General features: G+C 71.9%; 20 protein-coding genes and 1 pseudogene. 9 read left to right on the plus strand and 12 right to left on the minus strand.

The genetic code is table 11. The features are described 5' to 3' along the window. Window positions 1–165: 165 nt before the first annotated feature. From Saso_RS35945 to ychF, 6 genes and pseudogenes are all read right to left on the minus strand, one after another. Window positions 166–594 carry an ATP-binding protein gene (locus tag Saso_RS35945; protein WP_189920141.1) on the minus strand — a complete coding sequence of 143 codons (429 nt, stop codon included), beginning with the start codon at window positions 592–594 and terminating at the stop codon, window positions 166–168. Window positions 595–702: 108 nt separating this feature from the next. After that, window positions 703–1113, minus strand: a complete 411-nt coding sequence (locus tag Saso_RS35950; RefSeq protein WP_189920143.1) for a (deoxy)nucleoside triphosphate pyrophosphohydrolase — start codon at window positions 1111–1113, stop codon at window positions 703–705. 138 nt (window positions 1114–1251) lie between these two features. After that, a pseudogene (locus Saso_RS39205) lies at window positions 1252–1419 on the minus strand (SPOR domain-containing protein); the annotation flags it as partial. 426 nt (window positions 1420–1845) lie between these two features. After that, window positions 1846–2598: a GntR family transcriptional regulator gene (locus Saso_RS35960; RefSeq protein ID WP_189920147.1), complete on the minus strand. Its 753-nt coding sequence runs from the start codon at window positions 2596–2598 to the stop codon at window positions 1846–1848. 147 nt (window positions 2599–2745) lie between these two features. Then, window positions 2746–4023, minus strand: a complete 1278-nt coding sequence (locus tag Saso_RS35965) for a DUF4190 domain-containing protein (protein ID WP_189920149.1) — start codon at window positions 4021–4023, stop codon at window positions 2746–2748. A gap of 305 nt (window positions 4024–4328) precedes the next feature. Next, window positions 4329–5417, minus strand: coding sequence for a redox-regulated ATPase YchF (ychF, locus tag Saso_RS35970; RefSeq protein WP_189920151.1), 1089 nt, complete (start codon window positions 5415–5417; stop codon window positions 4329–4331). Between the two features lie 197 nt (window positions 5418–5614). Between ychF and Saso_RS35975 the strand changes: the two genes are divergently transcribed. Then, window positions 5615–6256, plus strand: coding sequence for a DUF6542 domain-containing protein (locus Saso_RS35975; RefSeq protein ID WP_189920153.1), 642 nt, complete (start codon window positions 5615–5617; stop codon window positions 6254–6256). Between the two features lie 210 nt (window positions 6257–6466). Here the strand turns inward: Saso_RS35975 and ppgK are convergent, their stop codons facing one another. Together ppgK and Saso_RS35985 are read right to left on the minus strand one after the other, a co-directional pair. Continuing rightward, window positions 6467–7213, minus strand: a complete 747-nt coding sequence (gene ppgK, locus Saso_RS35980) for a polyphosphate--glucose phosphotransferase (protein ID WP_189920155.1) — start codon at window positions 7211–7213, stop codon at window positions 6467–6469. Window positions 7214–7262: 49 nt separating this feature from the next. Further along, complete coding sequence (locus Saso_RS35985) at window positions 7263–8315, minus strand: 4-hydroxy-3-methylbut-2-enyl diphosphate reductase (protein ID WP_189920157.1); 1053 nt, start codon at window positions 8313–8315, stop codon at window positions 7263–7265. Between the two features lie 103 nt (window positions 8316–8418). Between Saso_RS35985 and xseA the strand changes: the two genes are divergently transcribed. The 3 genes from xseA to Saso_RS36000 all read left to right on the plus strand — a co-directional run bounded on the left by xseA (window position 8419) and on the right by Saso_RS36000 (window position 10691). Next, complete coding sequence (gene xseA, locus Saso_RS35990; RefSeq protein WP_189920159.1) at window positions 8419–9684, plus strand: exodeoxyribonuclease VII large subunit; 1266 nt, start codon at window positions 8419–8421, stop codon at window positions 9682–9684. Between the two features lie 4 nt (window positions 9685–9688). Further along, entirely contained in the window at window positions 9689–9922 is a 234-nt protein-coding gene (locus Saso_RS35995; RefSeq protein WP_189920160.1) for an exodeoxyribonuclease VII small subunit, read from the plus strand. Window positions 9923–10100: 178 nt separating this feature from the next. Next, window positions 10101–10691 carry a malonic semialdehyde reductase gene (locus Saso_RS36000; protein WP_189920163.1) on the plus strand — a complete coding sequence of 197 codons (591 nt, stop codon included), beginning with the start codon at window positions 10101–10103 and terminating at the stop codon, window positions 10689–10691. Window positions 10692–10789: 98 nt separating this feature from the next. On the opposite strand, the gene Saso_RS36005 is transcribed toward Saso_RS36000, so the two are convergent. After that, window positions 10790–11317, minus strand: a complete 528-nt coding sequence (locus tag Saso_RS36005; protein WP_189920164.1) for a DUF4245 domain-containing protein — start codon at window positions 11315–11317, stop codon at window positions 10790–10792. 129 nt (window positions 11318–11446) lie between these two features. Between Saso_RS36005 and glpX the strand changes: the two genes are divergently transcribed. Next, window positions 11447–12481 (plus strand): class II fructose-bisphosphatase, encoded by a 1035-nt coding sequence (gene glpX / locus Saso_RS36010; RefSeq protein WP_189920166.1) that lies wholly within the window; start codon window positions 11447–11449, stop codon window positions 12479–12481. Window positions 12482–12712: 231 nt separating this feature from the next. On the opposite strand, the gene Saso_RS36015 is transcribed toward glpX, so the two are convergent. Further along, complete coding sequence (locus Saso_RS36015; RefSeq protein WP_189920169.1) at window positions 12713–13090, minus strand: WhiB family transcriptional regulator; 378 nt, start codon at window positions 13088–13090, stop codon at window positions 12713–12715. A gap of 150 nt (window positions 13091–13240) precedes the next feature. Next, entirely contained in the window at window positions 13241–13921 is a 681-nt protein-coding gene (locus Saso_RS36020; protein WP_189920171.1) for a DUF1707 SHOCT-like domain-containing protein, read from the minus strand. 167 nt (window positions 13922–14088) lie between these two features. Here Saso_RS36020 and Saso_RS36025 point away from each other — a divergent pair, with 167 nt between their 5' ends. The 4 genes from Saso_RS36025 to Saso_RS36040 all read left to right on the plus strand — a co-directional run bounded on the left by Saso_RS36025 (window position 14089) and on the right by Saso_RS36040 (window position 20550). Continuing rightward, entirely contained in the window at window positions 14089–15756 is a 1668-nt protein-coding gene (locus Saso_RS36025) for a fumarate hydratase (protein ID WP_189920173.1), read from the plus strand. A gap of 167 nt (window positions 15757–15923) precedes the next feature. Then, window positions 15924–17309, plus strand: a complete 1386-nt coding sequence (locus Saso_RS36030) for a class II fumarate hydratase (protein ID WP_189920175.1) — start codon at window positions 15924–15926, stop codon at window positions 17307–17309. 84 nt (window positions 17310–17393) lie between these two features. Beyond that, window positions 17394–18086 carry a cytidylyl-2-hydroxypropylphosphonate hydrolase gene (fomD, locus tag Saso_RS36035; protein WP_189920177.1) on the plus strand — a complete coding sequence of 231 codons (693 nt, stop codon included), beginning with the start codon at window positions 17394–17396 and terminating at the stop codon, window positions 18084–18086. Between the two features lie 313 nt (window positions 18087–18399). Further along, window positions 18400–20550 (plus strand): ATP-binding SpoIIE family protein phosphatase, encoded by a 2151-nt coding sequence (locus tag Saso_RS36040; RefSeq protein ID WP_189920179.1) that lies wholly within the window; start codon window positions 18400–18402, stop codon window positions 20548–20550. A 109-nt stretch (window positions 20551–20659) separates the two neighbouring features. Here the strand turns inward: Saso_RS36040 and Saso_RS36045 are convergent, their stop codons facing one another. Then, window positions 20660–23116, minus strand: coding sequence for a transglycosylase domain-containing protein (locus Saso_RS36045; protein WP_189920181.1), 2457 nt, complete (start codon window positions 23114–23116; stop codon window positions 20660–20662). Between the last annotated feature and the right edge of the window lie 191 nt (window positions 23117–23307).

Genomic DNA, 23307 nt, shown 5'->3' on the forward strand with positions numbered 1-23307 from the left:
GCACGGTCCAGGCGTTTTTCGGACCGTGCCGCGACAACACTTCCAGTCTTCTAACCAGCGGACACGTCATCGAACCACCTCTTCCGCGACCGGTCGGCGACCGGAACCGAACGGGCGACACCGCCGGCCCCGCTGTACACCGGATCGTCCCCGCCGGACGGCCTGTCAACCCGGCACCGCGAGTTCGAACCAGACCGTCTTCCCGGCTCCTCCGGGACGGGTACCCCAGCGGCGCGCGGACGAGGCCACGAGTTGCAGTCCGCGCCCGCTCTCGTCCTCCGGCCGGGCGACCCGCTCGCGGGGCGGGTCGGGCAGCGGGTCGGAGACCTCGACCAGCAGGACGCCGTTCACTCCCGCGGGCCGGACCAGACGGACCCCGATGGGGCCCGTGGCGTGCCGCAGGGCGTTGGTGACGAGTTCGCTGACCAGCAGGGCCGCGATGTCGCTGACGCTGTCGAGGCCCCAGCCGTGCAGGCGGCCGCGGACGGCACGGCGGGCGGTGCGCACCGCGCCCGGGTCGGCGGGGAACGTCCACTCGGCGAACTCACCGTCGGTGTCGATCACGCCGATCACTTCCCGGGCCAGCGAGTACACCCATGTCCGTTTTCGTGGGGTTAATGGGCCCATACCCGGTATTGCGCGGACAGTACCGCGAGACGGGACGCACGGTGACACGAACGGGGGCTGCGGGGTGCGTCCGGCTCAGGGGGCTTCGGCGGCGAGCCTGGTGAGGGCCTCGCGGACCGCGGGGACGTCCTGGTCGAGCCAGTCGACGTCCCAGATCTCGTCCGGGGCGAGCCAGCGCAGCGCGTCGTGGTCCTGGAGGGGCGCGGGGGCGGCGGAGCCGGGGCACAGGCGGGCGGTCCACACCTGGAGGACGTAAGGCGGCCGCAGCGGCCACTCCCCCGGGACCCTTTCGACGGTCTCGGTGTCGACGCCGAGCTCCTCCCGCAGTTCGCGCACGAGGGCCGCCTCGGGCGCTTCCCCCTCCTCGACCTTGCCGCCGGGCAGTTCCCAGCGTCCGGCGAGGGCCGGGGGTGCGCTGCGGCGCGCGGCGAGCAGGCGGCCGGCGTCGAGCAGGGCTGCTCCCACCACCACGGTCCGTTCCGTCATGGGCCGGAGCCTACGGGACCGGGCGGCGCGTCAGTTCCGGGTGCCGTCCCCGTTCGGCCCCTGCGCCCGCGCCTGAGGGTGGGCCTGGGAATGGGCCTGGGCCGGGGTCTGCGTCTGGGCCTGCTCGTGCGGCTGGCCCTGGCCGATGCGCTCGACCCAGTAGAGCTGTTTGTGGCCTCGGCTGTCGAGGCTGTCCGCGATCTTCTGGGCCTCGGCCCGGCTCGCGTACCGGCCCACCCGGTAGCGGTTGCCGTTGTCGTCCTGCCTTATGACGTGCCAGGGCAGAGAGATGGTGCTGTCGTTCATCGCGTCCCACGCCCCCTTCTCGCCCCTGCCCGCCCGGATCCCGTCCGCGGCGCGCCTGACGCCCCGCCTGCCAAGGAAACCGCAATCCGCATATGCCCGAGCGTACGCCTTACCTTTACGCAGCGAACACGACTTTGCACAAAGAGGTACGCAACCAGCCAAGACGCAGGGGGCGCGCGGGACCGAACGCGCCGTCCGCGCGCCGCGATGCCTCCGGTCGGCGGGGTGCGGGGCGTCCGGCGGGCGACCTGCGGGAACATCCGGAAACGACCGGATTCCGACGGCGTCCGGCGGGGCTCCCGGCGGGCGGATACCGGGGGCAACTGCCGGAAGGGTGTGCGCCGCCCCGGCAAGTGCGCTACCGCCCCGGGCGGTACTTCCGCCTCCCGGCCACCGGCGGCCCCCGCCCGCCGGCCGCGCGGCCGGCTACTTCACCGGCAGGTGGTAGGCGACCCGGTAGCGGTCGGCCGGGATCACCACGTCGGCGGTCTCCACCGGGCGGCCCGAGGCGTAGTAGGTGCGCTGCACGACGAGCACCACGTGCCCCGGGACCCCGCCCAGGGCAAGGAGTTCCTCGGCGAGCCCGGGCCGCGCGCCGACCTCCTCCGTCATGTTGTCGACGATGACGTCGATGGCGCGCATCCGCTCCACGACGCCCATGCCGCCGAGCGGCCCCTCCTCGGGCAGCATCACGGGGGTGCGGCCGGTGACGGCCAGCGGCTCCCAGGAGGTGGAGAGCATCATCGCCTCCCCGGCCTCCCGGAAGACGTACCTGGTGCACATCACCCGGTCGCCGGACGCGATGCCGAGCCGCTCGGCGACGGAGACCCCCGCCTCGGTCTGCTCGCTGCTCGACTCCCACGTGCCCCGGACGTGCGCCTCGGCCTGCTCCTGCCGGAACGGCGTGGCCCCGCTGAGGGGGCGGTAGCCCGAGCGCGCGATCCGGCGCGGCACCGGCCGCTCGCGCACGTACGTGCCCGAACCGGAGCGGCCCTCGACCAGCCCCTCGGCCATCAGCACCTTGCGCGCCTCCAGGGCGACGGTGTCGGAGACCCCGTACTCCTCGCGGATCCTCGCCTGGGAGGGGAGCCGGGTGTGCGGTGGCAGCGACCCGTCGGTGATCTTCTTGCGGAGATCACCCGCGACGCGCAGGTACGCCGGCTGGTCACCGAATGTCACTGGCCACTCCCATCAGGTTGTACAGACAGCTACAGCCTGGCAACCGTGGGTTGTACCGTGCAAGCAAAGGCCAGGGAATCACTCGATGTGATGACGTCTGCCCGCGAAACGCCTTACCCAGGCACTTTCTCCCCGCTCGGGGCGCGATCACACATCCAGGTCCCGGTCGCCGCCGCTGTCGCCCGTACCCTCGCCACCGCTGCCGGAGCCCTCGTCATGGTCGGGCACGGTGGTGGTCAGACCCAGAGCCTTGCGGGCGGTGACGGTCGTGGCCCCGTCGACGTACTCGTAGGCCGCGCTGTAGTGCTCGTCGAAGCCGTCGGCGTCGGTGGCCTTCGCCGCCGCCGCCCACTCCTTGGCCGCGTCCCGCATGTCCTTCACCAGGACCGCCACACCCTGCTCGCGGACCGGCGTCTCCCAGAGATGGCCGTCCAGCCGGTCCGCCTGATCACCGGTCACCTCGCTCGTCTCACGGGCCCAGGCGCGGTTGCCCGCGAGATCCTCGTCGGCGTACTCCTCCGGCTCGGCGAAGAGCGCCTCGTCCACGGCGGCCATCGCCGCGAGGAAGGCGAACTGGTCGGCGTCGAGCGTGGTCACGTCCGCGCGCAGCGAGCCGGTGAGGGTCCCCGACTCGTCCACGTTGGCGAAGACGCAGGTGATCTCACGGTCGCCCCAGCTCCAGCTGTCGGCGGTGGGGGTGAGGTAGTAGACGTCCACCTCGTCGGTCAGCGCCCAGGGGTCCATCGCGTAGGCGTTCTGGAGCTTGTAGCACTTGTCCTCGGCCACGTCCGTGACCCGGCCGTCGCCCGGGAAGTCACTGCCGGTGAGCGGGACCGTGCCGAACACCTCGGCGTCGTGCTCACCGGAGCAGTCGACCTCGTCGACGTCGTAGACGTCCTCCTCGAAGGTGTCGCCCGGGACGTCGAAGCAGTCGCCCTTGGCGAGCGCGAAGCTCGAGCTGCCGCGCGCGCCCTCCTTGAAGCCGTCCCAGAAGTCCGAGCTGCCGCCCGTGGCCAGCATCAGGATCCACAGCGCGAGTCCTACGCCGGACAGGACAGAGCCGGCGATCGCCATGCCCTTGCCCCGCTCGCCCCGCTTGCGGATCTGCACCAGCGCGACGATCCCGAGGACCAGGCCGACGGCCGGCAGGAAGCAGAGCGCGCCGAGCACCAGCGACGCGATGGCCACGCCGTTGACCGGCGAGGGCCGGCCGTAGGGCGTGTATCCCTGGCCCCAGACCGGGTAGGCCGCGGCCCCGTAGGGAGCCTGCGGATAGGGGCCCACCGGCCCCGGACCGTACGGCCCCTGCGCATAGGGGTCCTGCGCGGGCGAGGCGTACGGGTCCTGCGGATACGGGCCCTGCGGCTGCGGAGGCTGGTACGGGTCCTGGGGCCGGTGCGGCCCGGAGGGCGGGGGTATGGACACGGGTACCGTGCTCCTGGTTCGGACGATTCAGGCAGTTGTACGACTGCGCGCATCGTAAGCGCCTCACCAGCGGTGACGGAACGGAGAATGCGTCCTCGGCGATCTTCCCGCGAGACAGGCGCTCACCGGTGTCCTGCGGACGCTTCGCGGACAGCTCCCAGCCGCGCCCGCTCGTACGACGGGGGCGCGCCGGTCCCTGCCGGAAGCCTTCGATCCGCCAGGTACTGACAAAGGGCCCGACTCCCAGGAGTCGGGCCCTGCGCGACCTGGCCTTCGCCGGACCGGCGGCGTGAAGACGCCGTCGGCTACACGTTGAAGCGGAACTCCACCACGTCGCCGTCCTGCATGACGTAGTCCTTGCCCTCCATGCGGGCCTTGCCCTTGGCGCGGGCCTCGGCGACCGAGCCGGTCTCCACCAGGTCGGCGAAGGAGATGACCTCCGCCTTGATGAAGCCCTTCTGGAAGTCCGTGTGGATGACGCCGGCGGCCTCGGGGGCGGTGGCGCCCTTCTTGATCGTCCAGGCGCGGGACTCCTTGGGGCCCGCCGTCAGGTACGTCTGGAGGCCGAGGGTGTCGAAGCCGACGCGGGCGAGCGTGGCGAGGCCGGGCTCCTCGGCGCCGACCGACTCCAGCAGTTCCATCGCGTCCTCGTCGTCCAGCTCGGCGAGGTCCTGCTCCAGCTTGGCGTTGAGGAAGATCGCCTCGGCCGGGGCGACCAGCGCGCGCTGCTCGGCCTTGAAGTCCTCGTCGACCAGTTCGTCCTCGTCGACGTTGAAGACGTAGAGGAAGGGCTTGGTGGTGAGCAGGTGCAGGTCGTGCAGGAGCTCCTCGTTGCCGGAGCCCTGGACGATGCCCGCGGAGAACAGCGTGTCGCCCTTCTCCAGGATCTCCTTGGCCGCCTCGACCGCCGAGACCTTGGCCACCACGTCCTTCTTGATCCGCGACTCCTTCTGGAGGCGGGGCAGGACCTTCTCGATCGTCTGGAGGTCCGCGAGGATCAGCTCGGTGTTGATCGTCTCGATGTCGTCCTTGGGCGAGACCTTGCCGTCGACGTGGACGACGTTCTCGTCCTTGAAGGCGCGGATGACCTGGCAGATCGCGTCGGACTCGCGGATGTTCGCCAGGAACTTGTTGCCGAGGCCCTCGCCCTCGGAGGCGCCCTTCACGATGCCGGCGATGTCGACGAAGTCCACCGTCGCGGGGAGGATCCGCTGCGAGGAGAAGATGTCGGCCAGCTTCGTCAGACGGGCGTCCGGGACGCCGACCACGCCGACGTTCGGCTCGATCGTGGCGAACGGGTAGTTGGCGGCCAGCACGTCGTTCTTGGTCAGGGCGTTGAACAGGGTCGACTTGCCGACATTCGGCAGACCGACGATTCCGATCGTGAGCGACACGTTGCGACTTCCCGTGGTGAGAGGGCCGAGGGGCCCGTTCCCGGAGTGAGAGGGCCAGGGGCCAGAGAGCTGACCGGTCCACCAGTTTACGGCGTGCCGGGCACCGGCCCGGCGGACCTCTCGAACGCTTGGCCAGGCTCCACCGCACGGCGTGTCCGACACCCGATTCGGCACATAAAACGACCTAAGTTGGTGCGGTGGAGCAACACAGGACGCGACCCCGGACCCGAGGCGCCCGCCGGGACGCCCCGCCCCCGCCGCCGCTGCCCCCGCAGGCCGGCCGGGACCCGCACCGCAGGCCACCGCGCCCCGGGGACAGAGCGGTCCGGGCCGCCGTGCGCCCGCAGGCCGGCCGGCCCGCCGCCCCGCGGCCCGGCACGGGCCGGCCCGTCCCCGCAGGGCGCAGGCCCGCGCCGGCCGCCGCGGGAGCGGTCCGCAGCGCGCGCCGGATGCCGAACCCCCGGCTCACCGGACTGGGCGGCGGGCTCTTCAGCGGGGTGCTGATGCTCGCCCTCGGCGGCCTGGACCTGCTGCTGTTCGGCGGCTCGCTGACGGTGTACGGCGTGCTGTTCCTGCCGGTGTGCCTGCTGACCGCCCTGTGGGTGCGCGCGAGCGACCTGCTGTCCGCGCCCGTGGTGGTGCCGATCGCGTTCGCCGTGGGGCTCCTGCCCGTGGCGGACGGCGGGCACGGATTCGGCGCGCGGATGATGGGGCTGGTGACGGCGCTGGCCACCCAGGTCGGGTGGCTGTACGCCGGGACACTCGCGGCGGGGGTGGTCGTCCTGGGCCGCGGAGTGCGCCGCGCGGTGGCCCGCCGCCGCGCCGCGAGCCGCCCCTGAGGCAGCGGGCGGCACCCACGGACGACGGGTTCCGGGCACCGGACTCCGGGCACCGACCGGCGGGCATCCGGGGCACCCGGGGGGCGACGGACAGCGCCGTGCCCGTGGTTGCTCCGACCGCGCCCGATCCGGCCGTGCCGCTCCGGCCGCACCCGCTCCAGCCGTACTGCTCCGGCCGTGCCCGCGAGTGCGCCGGCCCCCGGGCCGTGCCTACTCCGGCTTGGCCGCCCGCATCGCTGCTCCCACGATGCCCGCGTTGTTCTGGAGCTGGGCCGGGACGATCTCCGCCCGGATGCCCTCGATGAGGTGCAGGAACTTCTCGGACTTGCGGCTGACGCCACCGCCGACGATGAACAGCTCCGGCGAGAAGAGCATCTCGACGTGGGCGAGGTACTTGCTGACCCGGCGGGCCCAGTGCTCCCAGGTCAGCTCGCCGTCCTCCTTGGCCTTGCTGGACGCGCGCTTCTCGGCGTCGTGCCCGTGCAGTTCCAGGTGGCCGAGCTCGGTGTTGGGGACGAGCACGCCGTCGGAGAAGACGGCGCTGCCGATGCCCGTGCCGAAGGTCAGCAGGATGACCGTGCCGCTGCGGTCGCGCCCGGCGCCGAACGACATCTCCGCGACGCCCGCCGCGTCCGCGTCGTTGACCACCGTCACCGGCAGCCCGCCCAGCCGCTCGCTGAAGAGGGCGCGCGCGTCGGTGTCTATCCAGCTCTTGTCGACGTTCGCCGCCGTACGGATCGTGGAGCCGCCGGTGACCACGCCCGGGAAGGTCAGCCCCACCGGGCCCGTCCACCCGAAGTGCTCGACGACCTCCCGCACCCCGTCGGCCACGCCCGAGGGCGTGGCCGGGTGCGGGGTGAGCACTTTGTGGCGCTCCTGAGCCAGGTCGCCCTTGTCCAGGTCCACGGGGGCGCCCTTGATCCCGGATCCGCCGATGTCCACGCCGAAGATCTGCATGGCCCTACGTTACGACGATCGACTGACCGTCACTCGGCCGAGGTGTCCGTCAGGCCTTCGCGGGCCCGTCGTCCACCGCGCCGGACGCCCCGGCGGCGGACGGGGCGCCGCTGCCGCCGCGCCCGGCGGCCAGCGCGGCCGCCTCCTCGCGCAGGTCGCGCCGCAGCTCCTTGGGCAGCGAGAAGGTGATGTGCTCCTCGGCCGCCTTGACGAGCTCGACGTCCCCGTAGCCACGCTCGGTGAGCCAGGCCAGGACCTCCTCGACGAGGACCTCCGGGACGGAGGCGCCGGAGGTGACGCCCACCGTGGTCACGCCCTCCAGCCACGCCTCGTCGATCTCGCTCGCGAAGTCGACCAGGTAGGCCTCGCGGGAGCCGGCGAGCTTGGCGACCTCGACGAGCCGCTTGGAGTTGGAGGAGTTGCGCGAGCCGACCACGATGACCAGTTCGGCCTCCGCGCCCATCTGCTTCACGGCGAGCTGACGGTTCTGCGTGGCGTAGCAGATGTCGTCGCTGGGCGGGGAGATGAGCTGGGGGAACTTCTCCTTGAGGGCGTCGACCGTCTCCATGGTCTCGTCGACGGAGAGGGTGGTCTGGGAGAGCCACACGATCTTCGACGGGTCGCGGACCTCGACCTTGGCGACGTCCTCGGGGCCGTCGACGAGCTGGATGTGGTCGGGGGCCTCGCCCGAGGTGCCGATGACCTCCTCGTGGCCCTCGTGCCCGATCAGAAGGATGTCGTAGTCCTCCTGGGCGAAGCGGACGGCTTCCTTGTGGACCTTGGTGACCAGGGGGCAGGTCGCGTCGATGGTGGCCAGGCGCCCGCGCGCGGCCTCCTCGTGGACGACGGGGGCCACTCCGTGCGCGGAGAACATGACGATGTTGCCCGGCGGGACCTCCTCCGTCCGCTCGACGAAGACGGCGCCCTTGCGCTCCAGCGTCTGCACGACGTACTTGTTGTGGACGATCTCGTGCCGGACATAGACCGGCGCCCCGTACTGCTCCAGGGCCTTCTCGACGGCGATCACGGCACGGTCGACGCCCGCGCAGTAGCCCCGGGGAGCGGCGAGCAGGACACGGCGGCGGCCAGGCGAAGCAGTCATGTGTCCCATCGTAAGGGTGCGTCCGGCCGCGCCCGGCGTCCGTCGCCCGGCCTTCGCCGAACGGTCACCGGGGTTGTCGGTGGCGGCCGATAGTCTCGGGCGCATGGCTGTGAACACGTCCGCGGACGCGCCGTTGCCCGTCGGCGAGGTCTCGCGGCTCATCGGGAGCTGGATCGACCGGCTCGGCGCGGTGTGGGTCGAGGGGCAGATCACCCAGTTGTCGCGGCGTCCGGGGGCCGGTGTGGTCTTCCTGACGCTGCGGGACCCGGCGCGGGACATCTCGGTGGGCGTGACCTGCTTCCGGCAGGTCTTCGAGGCGGTCGCGGACGTCGTCGGCGAGGGCGCGCGGGTCGTCGTCCACGCGAAGCCGGAGTGGTACGCGCCGCGGGGCCAGCTGTCGCTGCGGGCCGTCGAGATACGGCCGGTGGGCGTCGGCGAGCTGCTGGCGCGGCTCGAGCAGCTGAAGAAGTCGCTGGCCGCGGAGGGCCTGTTCGCGCCCGCGCGGAAGAAGCCGCTGCCCTTCCTGCCGCAGCTGGTCGGGCTGGTGTGCGGGCGGGCGTCCGCCGCCGAGCGGGACGTCCTGGAGAACGCCCGGCACCGCTGGCCCGCCGTCCGCTTCGAGGTGCGCAACGTCGCCGTCCAGGGGGTGCACGCGGTGACGCAGGTGGTCCAGGCGGTGAAGGAGCTGGACGCCCTGGACGAGGTGGACGTGATCATCGTCGCGCGCGGCGGCGGCAGCGTGGAGGATCTGCTGCCGTTCTCCGACGAGCGGCTGGTCCGGGCGGTCGCCGACTGCCGCACACCGGTCGTCTCGGCGATCGGGCACGAGCCGGACAGTCCTCTGCTCGACCATGTGGCCGACCTGCGCGCCTCGACGCCGACCGACGCCGCGAAGAAGGTCGTCCCGGACGTGGGCGAGGAGCTGGAGCGGGTGCGGATGCTGCGGGGGCGGGCGCGGCGCTGCGCGCAGGCGTTCCTGGAGCGTGAGGAACGCGGGCTGGCCCACGCGCTCGCGCGGCCCGTGATGCAGGATCCGCACCGGATGGTCGACGAGCGGGCCGATCACGTCTCCTCGCTGACCGACCGCTCGCGGCGCACGCTCGGGCATCTCCTGGACCGTGCCGACTCGGAACTGACGCACACGCACGCGCGCGTGGTGGCCCTGTCGCCCGCCGCGACGCTGAAGCGCGGGTACGCGGTGCTCCAGAAGGCCGACGGGCACGTGGTCCGGGACCCGGCCGAGGTGACGGCCGCCGAGACGCTGCGGGCGCGGGTCGCCGAGGGCGAGTTCACGGTCCGGACCGAGGACGTCGGCGGCCGCGTCCGGTCCGGCGACCAGGCAGCAGACGACAACGACGACCGGGAATGAGCGCATGACGAGCAAGACGGACGAGGCCCTCGGGTACGAGCAGGCCCGTGACGAGCTGATCGAGGTCGTACGGCGGCTGGAGGCCGGCGGGACGACTCTGGAGGAGTCCCTGGCCCTGTGGGAGCGGGGCGAGGAGCTGGCCCGGGTCTGCCGGCGCTGGCTGGAGGGCGCCCGGGCACGGCTGGACGCGGCGCTCGCGGACGAGGATGAGGCGGAGGAGAGCGGCCAGGGGGCGTGAACCGGGGCAGGGCCCTGCACCGGGCCGGGCGGCGGAGCGGGGCCGGGCCGTGAGGCGGGTCACCCCGTCGGAGGCATTGTTGAACTTTTAACCTTCTCCGCGTACTGTCGGTGCCGTCAGCCTATCCGGACCGCGGTCCGGTACGGGACCCGGACGCCACCCCCGAGGAAGATCCCGCATGTCTCTCGTTCTTGACGCCGCCGCCCAGGACCTGCTGTTCCGCGAGGCCCACACCGCGCACACCTTCACCGACGAGCCGGTGACCGACGAGCAGGTCCAGGCGATCTACGACCTGGTCAAGTACGGGCCGACGGCGTTCAACCAGACCCCGCTGCGCGTCACCCTGGTCCGCTCCCCCGAGGCCCGCGAGCGTCTGGTGCGGCACATGGCCGAGGGCAACCAGGCCAAGACCGCCACCGCCCCGCTGGTCGCGATCCTCTCCGCGGACAACGAGTTCCACGAGGAGCTGCCGACCCTGTTCCCGGCCTTCCCGCAGGCCAAGGACCTGTTCTTCAGCACGCGTCCGGCCCGTGAGGGTGCCGCCGCGCTGAACGCCGCCCTCCAGGCCGCGTACTTCATCATCGGCGTCCGCGCCGCCGGTCTGGCCGCCGGCCCGATGACCGGTGTGGACCTCGAAGGCGTGCGCAAGGAGTTCCTGGACGACGACCACACCCCGCTGATGGTCGTCAACATCGGCAAGCCCGGCGAGGGCGCCTCCTACCCGCGCTCCCCGCGCCTGGCGTACGACGAGGTCGTCACCACCGTCTGAGCGCGCACCGGCACGCGGCACCGACACGCGAAGAGGCCCCGGCACATCCGCCGGGGCCTCTTCGCGTGTCAGGGGCGCAGGTCGCGCTCAGGGGGCGCTCACGACAGTTTCAGCGCTCCGGCCATCACCGAGAGCTGGGCGAAGCCGCCCGTCCCCGCCACGACGGTGGTGGAGCCCGCCGTGCTGCCCTGGAGGACCAGGGCGTCGTAGCGGCCGCCCGTGTAGCGGATCCAGGTGCGGCCGCCGATCTGCTCGGTGACCTTGGTCGCGGTCGAGCCCTGGCTGGCCGCGTCGACGAACTTCGCGCGCTCCTGAGTGGACTGCTCGATGGTCACGTACTCCCCGTCGGGAGCGTGGAAACCGAGGTGCCAGGCGTCGAAGGCATCGCTCTTGAAGCGGACCGAGGTCGCCTTCCAGGTGTCCGGCAGCCCCTCGGGCGCGGCCACCGGGTACGCCGCCGCGCGGCGCGCCGTGAGGAGCTCGACGCGGTAGTCGACCTGCTGGACGTCGCGAGGGCGATCGTCGTGCGGGACGAAGAGGTATATGACCCAGGCGGCGATCATGATCACCCCGAGGGAGAGGATCATGTCGCGGGCCGTCTTCTGCTTGCCGTTCGAACCTGCCACGCCCCTATCGTCGCAGGTGCCCGAGGCGCTCATCCGTGGGGTCCCCTGCTCATTTTGTCGGACTGACGATAGAGTCGGGTTCGAACCCTCATCCGGCCGTCGTCGTATCAGTCAGAAAGGTGCGCTCCGATGACCGAGCATCATCACTTGCCGTCCGAACTCGATGTCCCCTCCGAGGCCCCGGACCGCAACCTCGCCCTGGAACTCGTCCGGGTGACCGAAGCCGCCGCCATGGCCGCGGGCCGCTGGGTGGGACGCGGCGACAAGAACGGCGCCGACGGCGCCGCGGTGCGCGCCATGCGGACCCTCGTCTCCACCGTGTCGATGAACGGCGTGGTCGTCATCGGCGAGGGCGAGAAGGACGAGGCCCCGATGCTCTTCAACGGCGAGCGCGTCGGTGACGGGACCGGGCCCGAGGTCGACATCGCCGTCGACCCGATCGACGGCACCACGCTGACGGCCAAGGGCATGCCGAACGCGATCGCCGTCCTCGCGGCCACCGAGCGGGGCGCGATGTTCGACCCGTCCGCCGTGTTCTACATGGACAAACTGGTCACCGGCCCGGAGGCCGCCGAGTTCGTCGACATCGACGCGCCCGTCGAGGTCAACATCCGCCGGGTGGCCAAGGCCAAGCGGGCCACGCCCGAGGACGTCACCGTCGTCATCCTGGACCGCCCCCGCCACGCGGGCATCATCGAGGAGATCCGGGCGACCGGTGCGCGCATCAAGCTGATCTCCGACGGCGACGTGGCCGGCTCGATCCTGGCGCTGCGCGAGGGCACCGGCATCGACCTGCTGCTCGGCATCGGCGGCACCCCCGAGGGCATCATCTCGGCCTGCGCCGTGCGGTGCCTGGGCGGTGTCATCCAGGGCAAGCTGTGGCCCAAGGACGACGAGGAGCGGCAGCGCGCGATCGACGCCGGGCACGACCTCGACCGCGTGCTGACCACCGAGGACCTGGTGACCGGCGAGAACGTGTTCTTCGTCGCCACCGGCATCACCGACGGCGAACTGCTGCGGGGCGTGCGGTACCGGTCGGAGACCGCGACCACGGACTCGATCGTGATGCGGTCGAAGTCGGGCACGGTCCGGCGGATCGACTCCGAGCACCGGCTGAGCAAGCTGCGGGCCTACAGCGCCGTGGACTTCGACCGGGCCAAGTAGCCGCCGGGGGCCGCTCCCGCGGTGCGGTGCGGGGGCGGCGGCCCGGAGCGGTCCGGAGCGGTCCGGGCCAGAAAGCGGCCGCGCGCCCGTCGTGACAGGCCGGCGGTCGCCGCGCCCTGACGGGCGAAGAGACAGGGCGCCCCCGGTGCGGAGGGGGCGCCCCTCGTCTTCTCCGGGCCCTCGGGGCGGGTCCGGCCGGGCCCGCCCGGGCGGCGGCCGACCGGACGCGGGCTACCCCGCCTGGGCTATGCGGCCCGCCGCTTGGGCCGCCTTCTTCAGCTCCACGTCACGGCGACGGCGCCGGGCGAGGGCCACCCGCCGTTCGGCGGCGGTGAGGCCGCCCCACACGCCGTAGGGCTCGGGTTGCAGGAGCGCGTGTTCGCGGCACTCCACCATGACGGGACAGCGGGCGCACACCCGCTTCGCGGCTTCCTCGCGGGAGAGCCGGGCGGCCGTGGGCTCCTTGGAGGGGGCGAAGAACAGGCCTGCCTCGTCGCGTCGGCACACCGCCTCGGTATGCCAGGGAGCGTCTTGGTCCCTGTCGCGCGCTGGCACCCGCTGGGCCGGAACAGCGGCGACCTGCAGGGACGAATGCGGCGGTTGCAGCACGGGTCTACTCCTGACGACGGCTTCGCGAGCGAGAGACGATGCAGCAGGCCTACCCGCTGTGCGCGCGCCTATGCACTGAGTTCCCTCCCTCCGCGCGCCCCCGGGGACCAGCCGGCCGCCCCGGTGACCCGTGCGCGGAGTTCACGGCCGTCAATGGCCCAGGTGTTTGCGCAAACTCCGGTCGACCTTGTTCTGGACCCGGTCGAGAATGTCCGCGACGAGCTTGCCGCGCTTGGGCCGCCCCTCGATGTTGCCCAGCACGGCCCAGCCGTCGACGTAGACCACCGGGGCGTCGGGCTGGGGCGAATCGAGCGCGTCCACCTCGAAGTTGCCGAGCACGGCGCCGCCGGTGCCGCGCAGCGAGACGTTCTCCGGGACGCGGACCTCGACGTTGCCGAAGACCGAGATCGCCTTGATCACGACCTGCTGGTACTCGAAGAGGGCCTCGGTGAGGTCGATCTCGACGCTGCCGAAGACCGCGTAGGCGTGGATACGGCGGCCCGCGCGCCAGCGGCCCCGGCGGACCGCGCTGCTGAAGACGGCCACCACGTTGTCGTCGGGGTCGGCGGGGATCGCGCCCGCGGTGGGCCTGCTGGGGGCGGGGGCGGCGCGGCGCTCGTGCGCGGCGGGCAGGTCCCGGACGAACTCCTCCAGCTCGCCGACCGTCTTGGCGGCCAGGACGCCCTCGACGCGCTCGGCGTGCTCGTCGGCGGTCAGCCGGCCCTCCGCCAGGGCGTCGCGGAGGATGTCGGCGACGCGGTCGCGGTCGGCGTCCGAGGCGCGCAGCGCGGACGGCGGTGTGGGGGCGGCGGTCTGCTTCTGAAGGTCCACGGGACCAGCCTACCCACACACGATAGATCGCGATAGTCCCCGTCGCGGACGGAGTGCGCCCCTACTGAGCCTTACCTCACAGGCTCCCCGTCGGCGGCAGGTCCTACGCTGGTGGGCGCCCGCCGGAGATGGCGGGCCCGCTGTCCGTCGAGTGAGGAATGGGCGAGATGCCTGAGTTCGCATACACCGATCTGCTTCCCATGGGAGAGGACACCACCCCCTACCGGCTGGTGACCGCCGAGGGTGTCTCCACCTTCGAGGCCGACGGGCGGACGTTCCTCAAGGTGGAGCCGGAGGCGCTGCGCAAGCTCGCCGAGGAGGCCATCCACGACATCCAGCACTACCTGCGCCCGGCCCACCTGGCCCAGCTGCGCCGCATCATCGACGACCCGGAGGCCTCCGGGAACGACAAGTTCGTCGCCCTGGACCTGCTGAAGAACGCGAACATCGCGGCCGCCGGCGTGCTCCCCATGTGCCAGGACACCGGCACGGCGATCGTCATGGGCAAGCGCGGGCAGAACGTGCTCACCGAGGGCGGCGACGAGGCGGCCCTGAGCCGCGGCATCTACGACGCGTACCTGAACCTCAACCTGCGCTACTCGCAGATGGCCCCGCTGACCATGTGGGACGAGAAGAACACCGGCTCCAACCTCCCGGCGCAGATCGAGCTGTACGCGGCCGACGGCGGCGCGTACAAGTTCCTGTTCATGGCCAAGGGCGGCGGCTCGGCCAACAAGAGCTTCCTCTACCAGGAGACGAAGGCCGTCCTGAACGAGGCCTCCATGATGAGGTTCCTGGAGGAGAAGATCCGCTCGCTCGGCACGGCCGCGTGCCCGCCGTACCACCTGGCGATCGTCGTGGGCGGCACCTCGGCCGAGTACGCGCTGAAGACCGCGAAGTACGCCTCCGCGCACTACCTGGACGAGATCCCGGCCGAGGGCTCGCCGCTCGGGCACGGCTTCCGGGACAAGGAGCTCGAGGAGAAGGTCTTCGAGCTGACGCAGAAGATCGGCATCGGCGCGCAGTTCGGCGGCAAGTACTTCTGCCACGACGTGCGCGTGGTGCGGCTGCCGCGGCACGGCGCGTCCTGCCCGGTCGCCATCGCCGTCTCCTGCTCGGCCGACCGGCAGGCCGTCGCGAAGATCACCGCCGAGGGCGTCTTCCTGGAGCAGCTCGAGACCGACCCGGCGCGCTTCCTGCCCGAGACCACGGACGAGCACCTGGACGACTCGTCCGACGTCGTCCGGATCGACCTGAACCAGCCGATGGACGAGATCCTCGCCGAGCTGACGAAGTACCCGGTCAAGACCCGGCTCTCGCTGACCGGCCCGCTCGTCGTGGCGCGCGACATCGCGCACGCCAAGATCAAGGAACGCCTCGACGCGGGCGAGGAGATGCCGCAGTACCTGAAGGACCACCCGGTGTACTACGCCGGTCCGGCCAAGACGCCCGAGGGGTACGCGTCCGGTTCCTTCGGCCCGACGACGGCCGGCCGGATGGACTCCTACGTGGAGCAGTTCCAGGCGGCCGGCGGCTCCAAGGTGATGCTCGCCAAGGGCAACCGCAGCAAGCAGGTCACGGACGCGTGCAACAGCCACGGCGGCTTCTACCTCGGCTCGATCGGCGGTCCGGCCGCGCGGCTCGCCCAGGACTGCATCAAGAAGGTCGAGGTCGTCGAGTACGAGGAGCTCGGCATGGAGGCCGTCTGGAAGATCGAGGTCGAGGACTTCCCGGCGTTCGTCGTCGTCGACGACAAGGGCAACGACTTCTTCCAGGACCCGGCGCCGGCGCCGACCTTCAGCTCGATCCCGGTGCGCGGGCCCGGCCTGGCGTAGCGGCCCCGGGCGGCGGGGGCGGATCGCGCCCCCGCCGCCCGTGCCCGTCCCCTTCTCGGGGGCACTGCCCCGGGACCCCCGAGCGGCCCCGGAAGGGCCTCGTCCTCGAACGGCGGACGGGCCGGGCGACGCGGAACATCCGCGGGGGTCCGATCGCTGTACCGGGCATGAGCGAATACCGGATCGAGCACGACTCCATGGGTGAGGTACGCGTCCCGGCGGAGGCCAAGTGGCGGGCCCAGACGCAGCGCGCCGTGGAGAACTTCCCCGTGTCGGGGCAGCGCATCGAGCGGGCGCACATCGAGGCGCTGGCGCTGATCAAGGGGGCCGCGGCGAAGGTGAACGCGCGCCTCGGGGTCGTCGACCAGGAGATCGCCGACGCCGTGCAGGAGGCGGCCGCCGAGGTCGCCGAGGGCCGCTGGGACGAGCACTTCCCGGTCGACGTCTTCCAGACCGGGTCCGGGACCTCCTCGAACATGAACACCAACGAGGTCGTGGCCACCCTCGCGTCGGAGCGCCTGGGCCGCCCCGTGCACCCCAACGACCACGTCAACGCCTCGCAGTCCTCCAACGACGTCTTCCCCTCGTCGCTGCACATCGCGGCGACCGCCGCCGTCACCCGCGACCTGATCCCGGCGCTGGAGCATCTGGCGGGTTCCCTGGAGCGCAAGTCCGCGGAGTTCGCCGACGTGGTGAAGGCCGGGCGGACGCACCTGATGGACGCCACGCCCGTGACCCTCGGGCAGGAGTTCGGCGGCTACGCCGCCCAGGTGCGGTACGGCGTGGAGCGTCTCGACGCCTCGCTCCCCCGGCTCGCCGAGCTGCCGCTGGGCGGCACGGCGGTCGGCACCGGCATCAACACGCCCCCCGGGTTCTCCGCGGCCGTCATCGAGGAGGTCGCCCGGGCCACCGGGCTGCCGCTGACGGAGGCGCGCGACCACTTCGAGGCACAGGGCGCCCGGGACGGGGTGGTCGAGATCAGCGGGCAGCTGAGGACGATCGCCGTCGGCCTCACGAAGATCGCCAACGATCTGCGGTGGATGGCCTCGGGACCGCGTACGGGCCTCGCCGAGATCAGCCTCCCCGACCTCCAGCCGGGCTCCTCGATCATGCCGGGCAAGGTCAACCCCGTCATCCCGGAGGCCGTGCTGATGGTCGCCGCGCAGGTCATGGGCAACGACGCGACCGTCGCCGCGGCGGGCGCGGCGGGCAACTTCGAGCTCAACGTCATGCTGCCGGTGATCGCGAAGAACGTGCTGGAGTCGATCCGGCTGCTCGCCAACGTGTCGCGCCTCCTCGCCGACCGGACCGTGGACGGGATCGTCGCGCACCGCGAGCGGGCCCGGGAGTACGCCGAGTCCTCGCCGTCCGTCGTCACCCCGCTGAACAAGTACATCGGGTACGAGGAGGCCGCGAAGGTCGCCAAGAAGGCGCTCGCGGAACGCAGGACGATCCGTCAGGTGGTGCTCGAGGGCGGGTACGTGGAGCGGGGCGACCTGACGATCGAACAGCTCGACGAGGCCCTGGATGTCCTGCGGATGACACACCCGTAAAGACCCGCGTCCGTTCGCGCCCCCGGCGCGAGAACCGTGACGCGCGCCGCAGCGTCGTATGCCCATGGCACCTAATATCTGTGCATGGCAGACGGTGGAGTGGTGAGACGCGTGGGAACGGGTGGTGCGGGGGCGTTCTGGGAGCCCGGGAGCAGAATCCTGTGGCGCTACCGGGAGAACGGCGGACCGCGTGTCCACATCGCCCGGCCGGTCACCGTCGTGCGCGACGACGAGGAACTGCTCGCCGTGTGGCTGGCCCCGGGCACGGAGTGCGTCAAGCCGGTGCTCGCCGACGGCACGCCGCTGCACCAGGAGCCGCTGCACACCCGGTACACCAAGCCGCGTACCGTGCAGCGGGGCCGCTGGCTGGGCACCGGCGTGCTGAAGGTCGTCCGGCCCGGCGAGCCGTGGTCGGTGTGGCTGTTCTGGGAGCCGGGCTGGCAGTTCAAGAACTGGTACGTCAACCTGGAGGAGCCGCTGTCCCGTTGGGAGGGCGGAGTGGATTCCGAGGACCATTTCCTGGACCTGTGCGTCTACCCGGACCGCAGCTGGGAAGTGCGGGACGAGGACGAGTTCGCGCAGGCCCAGCAGGACGGACTGATGGACGCGGCGGTCGCCGCACAGGTGCGGGAGGCGGGTCGCAGGGCGGTGGAGGTGATCCGGGCGTGGGGACCTCCGTTCGACGAGGGCTGGCAGCACTGGCGCCCGGACGCCTCCTGGGCCGTACCGTTGCTGCCGGAGGACTGGGACCGTACGCCCGCGCACATGTCCACATGAGACCCTTGATGCGCCCCCGGGCAACAAACGTAGGATCGTCCTCCGCAAGGCACGCTGGCAGTAACTCCCGGAGCAGACGCCGGGTCTGACCGAACGTCACCGAGGGGCGGCAGGACGTGAGCGAGGGGTACGGCACGACCGGCGGGACGCTCGGCGTCGGCCCCCAGGGCCGCGTGCGGTCCACCGGTGACACAGGAACAACCTCTGACCACGCGGGAATTCCGTTCCGGGGGCACGTATTCCGGGTATCGGGTTTCCTGCGGGACCAACTGCGCGCGCGGCGCGCAGCCCCGGACGGACGGATTCGACACGCGTGACGGAGCAGCCCACCTCCTACGAACGCCCCCAGGGCGTCGACCCCACGGACCCCCGTGGGGCACTGCTGCATACCCAGGCGCCAGCCCAGGGTCCGTCCGCCTTACCGCCCGATGCCTCGGGTACGACGACGCCGTGCGGCAAGGGCGGAAAGGGTGGCATGGGCGGCCAGGGAGCCAGGGGAACGGACGCTGCCGGTTCGGAGGCCGGTCCCGGCACCGAGCATTCCCAGCCGTCGGCGTCCGACGAGGCGATGGGAACACCTCCCGCGCGCACGAAGCCGGACGTCGGGGACCACCGCACGCGGCCCGCGGCGGAGTCCATCCCGGCCCAGCCGGGCGCCGACGCGCGCCCGGACCGCGGGCCCGACGGACAGGACCGCCGCGCCGGCGGGGCGGTGACGCCCGGCCGGCCCACACCGATGCGGCGCGACGGCGACCGGCTGCGCTTCGTGGGCGCGGCGACCCGCCGGATCGCCCGCGGCCTGGATCTCGACGAGATCGTGATGGGGCTGTGCCGGGCGACCGTGCCGACCTTCTCCGACGCGATCCTCGTCTATCTGCGCGACCCGCTGCCGGTGGGCGACGAGCGGCCCGCGGCGGACCGCATCATGCTGCGGCTGCGGCGCACCGACCGCATCCCGGAGGAGCGGGACACCGAGACCGGTTTCGCCGCGCTGGCCCTGCCGCCCCCGGAGCCGGCGGAACTGACCGCCGAACTGTCGGCGTCGGTCGGGGACATGTGCGAGGTGCGGCCCGGCGGGGCGCTCGCCGAGGTGCTGCGCGGGGTGCGCCCGGTGTTCGCCGACCATCCGGCCGCTCGGGCCGCGCTCCCCGAACTGCTGGGCGAGGACAGCACGTTGACCGTCCCGGGCGGCCAGCGGGCCGTTCTGGCCCCGCTGCGCGGCCGCCGGCGGGTGATCGGCGCCGCGGTGTTCCTGCGCCGCCCGGAACGCATCCCGTTCGAGAACGACGACCTGCTGGTGGCGGCCCAGCTCGCCACGCACAGCGCCCTGGGCATCGACAAGGCGGTGCTGTACGACCGTGAGGCGTACATCGCCGACGAGCTCCAGCGCACCATGCTGCCGGAGACCCTGCCGCGGCCCACGGGCGTCCGGCTGGCGTCGCGCTACCTGCCCGCGGCCGAGACCGCACGGGTGGGCGGCGACTGGTACGACGCCATCCCGCTGCCGGGCAGCCGGGTGGCACTGGTGGTGGGCGACGTCATGGGGCACTCCATGACCTCGGCGGCCATCATGGGGCAGCTGCGGACGACGGCCCAGACCCTCGCGGGTCTCGACCTGCCTCCGCAGGAGGTCCTGCACCATCTCGACGAGCAGGCCCAGCGACTGGGCACCGACCGCATGGCGACCTGCCTGTACGCGGTGTACGACCCGGTCGCGCACCGCATCACCATCGCCAACGCGGGGCATCCCCCGCCCGTCCTGCTGCACCTGGGCGGCCGGGCCGAGGTGCTGCGGGTGCCGCCCGGCGCGCCGATCGGCGTGGGCGGGGTCGACTTCGAGGCGGTGGAGCTCGACGCCCCGGCGGGCGCGACGCTGCTGCTGTACACCGACGGGCTGGTCGAGTCCCGGCTGCGGGACGTGGCGACCGGCATAGAGCAGCTGCGGGAGAAGCTCGCCGCGACGGCCCAGCTGACCGGACCCGATCATCCGCCGCCGCTCGAGGCGCTGTGCGACGAGGTGCTCGACATGCTCGGTCCGGGCGACCGGGACGACGATATCGCGCTCCTCGCCGCCCGGTTCGACGGGATCGCGCCGAGCGACGTGGCGTACTGGAGCCTGGAACCGGAGGACGCGGCTCCCGGCCGGGCCCGCCGGCTGGCCCGGCACGCGCTGTCCCGCTGGGACATGGAGGACCTGACGGACTCCGTGGAGCTGCTGGTCAGTGAGGTCGTCACCAACGCGGTGCGGTACGCCACGCGGCCGGTGACCCTGCGGTTGCTGAAGACGGACGTGCTGCGCTGCGAGGTCGGCGACGACGTGCCGCAGCTGCCCCGGCTGCGGCAGGCCCGGGCGACCGACGAGGGCGGCCGCGGGCTGTATCTCGTCAACCGGCTGGCCCGGCGCTGGGGAGCCACCCGGCTGAGCACCGGCAAGGTGGTCTGGTTCGAGCTGAACCGGAACTGAGAGCGGGCAGAGCGCGGCGAGCGCGCGAAGAGGGCGTCCGGAGATCTCCGGACGCCCTCTTCCCGTTCCGGGCCGGCGGGGGTGCTGTCCGCTCCCCCGCCGGCCTTCGCTACTGGCCGCCGCCGAAGAGCGGGTCCGCCGGATCCTCGGTCCCGGTCGACGGATCGTCCGGGGTCGGTTCCGTGGAGGTGTCGCCCGTCGGCGTGCTGGACGGCGACGTGCTCGGCTTCGACGACGCGGACGGGGACGAACTCCTCGACGGCGACGACGACGGGGACGAACTCGTCGACGGCGACGACGACGGGGAGGAACTCGTCGACGGGGAGGCGGACGGCGACGGCGACGCGGTCTGGACCGCCGCGCCCTGGTCGGTCTCCAGGTCGAACTTGGTGACCTTGGTCGAGACACCGAAGGTGTACGCCGCCCAGATCTGGGCGGGGAAGCCACCGCCGTTGACCCGGCCCGCGTCCGAGGTCAGGCCGTTCGTCGCGCCGGTCAGCGGAACCTGGGGGTGCGGGGCCTTCGCGGACTCGCCGAAGAGGCCGACCGAGGTGACCAGGTCGGGGGTGTAGCCGCTGAACCAGGCCGACTTGTTGTTGTCGGAGGTACCCGTCTTGCCCGCGACCTTCTGGCCCTTGCGCATCGGGTTGTCCCGGACGGACTTCTTCGCCGTACCGTCGTCGACGACGCCGGTGAGCACCGAGGTGACCGAGTCGGCGGCCTCCCGGCTGATGACCTGCTCCCCGATGGGCGCGGTGTGCTTGAACGACGGGTGGGCGCTGTTCTCCGCCGACTTGATGAGCGCCGGGGTGACCTGCTTGCCGTGGTTGTCGAGGGTGGCGTAGACGCCGGCCATCTGAAGGGGGCTCGCGCCCATGGTGCCGAGGGTCTGCGCGGGCACGGCCTTCAGGTCGGCGGTGTCCATGCCGAGGTTGGCGGCGACCTTCAGCACCTCGGGCATGCCGACGTCGACACCCATCTGCGCGAAGACGGAGTTGATGGACTTGTTGAGCGCCGTCTGCACGGTGACGTCGCCGTAGTCCTGGTCGTCCTCGTTCTCCGGGGCGAAGCCGATGTCGCTGCCGACGACGGGGCGCTTGCTGGTGCCGTCGTAGATCGTGTTGGCGGTGATCTGTTCGCCGTCCTGCGTCTTGGCGGCCTCGTCGAAGGCCGCGGCCAGGATGACCGGCTTGAAGGTCGAGGCGGGCTGGTAGTCCGTGCGGGTGGCGTTGTTGAGGTAGTGGTCGGTGTAGCTCGTACCGCCGTACATCGCCTCCACGGCGCCCGTCTTGGGGTTCACCGACACCGCGCCGGCCTGGACGTCGCCGTCGACCGGGCGCTTCTTCTTGTCCAGCTTGCTGGTCAGCTGGTCCTTGACGGCCGCCTCCAGCGCCTTCTGCTTCTTCTTGTCGATGTTGAGCTGGATGTTCCAGCCGCCGCGCCTGACCAGGGCCATGCCCGACTCGTAGTCGTCGGCGATGCCCTGGGCCACCAGCTGTTTCGCCAGCTCGGTGTTGGCCGCGTCGACGAGGTAGCCGACCTGGCCCTCCTTGCCGGGCGCGGCCTTGGGGTCCTTGGGCACCGGGAACGTCATGGCGTCGCGCTTGGACTTGTCCAGCCAGTCCTGCCCGACCATGTTGTCGAGGACGTAGTTCCAGCGGGCGGTGACCAGCTTCTTGCCGGTGTCGCTGGCGGAGGTCCAGTCGTACTGGCTGGGCGCCTGGAGGAGGGCGGCGAGGTAGGCGCCCTGGGGGACGGTGAGCTTGTCGGCGTCGACGCGGTAGTAGGCCTGGGCGGCGGCCTGGATGCCGTAGGCGCCGCGGCCGTAGTAGCTGGTGTTGATGTACCCGGCCAGGATGTAGTCCTTGTCCTTCTCCCGGTCCAGCTTGAGGGAGATGACCAGTTCCTTCAGCTTGCGCGTGACGGTCTGTTCCTGGGTCAGATAGTAGTTCTTGACATACTGCTGGGTGATCGTCGAACCGCCCTGCGCGCCCTTGCCCATCAGGGTGTTGAGGATGCCGCGGGTGGTTCCCTTGAGGTCGATGCCGGCGTCCGTATAGAAGGACTTGTTCTCGGCGGCGACGAAGGTGTGCTGGACCTCTTTGGGGACCTTCGCGAGATCGACGTTCTCCCGGTTGACCTCACCGTCGCGGGCGAGGATCGCGCCGTTGCCGTACTCGTAGACGTTGCTCTGGAGGTTGGCGTCGGGGTTGCCCTTGGGGATCGGCGTGCTCACGTACAGCCAGACGAAGGCGCCGACGACGACCACGACCAGGCCGAGGAAGGTGCCGAGGATCTTCTTCCAGGTGAAGAGCCGGCGTATGAAGCTCTGGTCCTTCTTCCCGGCCTTGCCCTTGGCGCCCTTGCCTGCGTTCTTGGCACCCCTGCGGGCGGCGGCGCGCCCTCCGGTCGCCGGCGGGGTCGCCGTCGCGGTGGCGGTCCCGGCGGGGGCCGCGGACTCGGTCCGCGCATCGGCCTGCGTCGCCTGCGCCTCCGTGGAGCGGCCCCGGGGCGCGGCGCGGCGCCCACCGCGCTGTCGAGCTCGTCTCTCGTCCGCTCGTCCCATGAGTCCGCTCGCTCCGCTTCCTACTCGGCAGTCACACCAGTGCCCGGGGGCAGGGGCAGGTCAGCTCAGAAAGCTAACACCGCTGTCCATGACGAAGGGGTCCCGGCCCGGCCTTCGCGGGGGGTGAGAATCAGCACCCCCGACGAGGGAACCGTTCGAACTCCCCACCGGATCCGACGTACGAGAGTGGC

Origin of the sequence: Streptomyces asoensis (assembly GCF_016860545.1) — a bacterium.
Lineage (GTDB): Bacteria > Actinomycetota > Actinomycetes > Streptomycetales > Streptomycetaceae > Streptomyces > Streptomyces asoensis.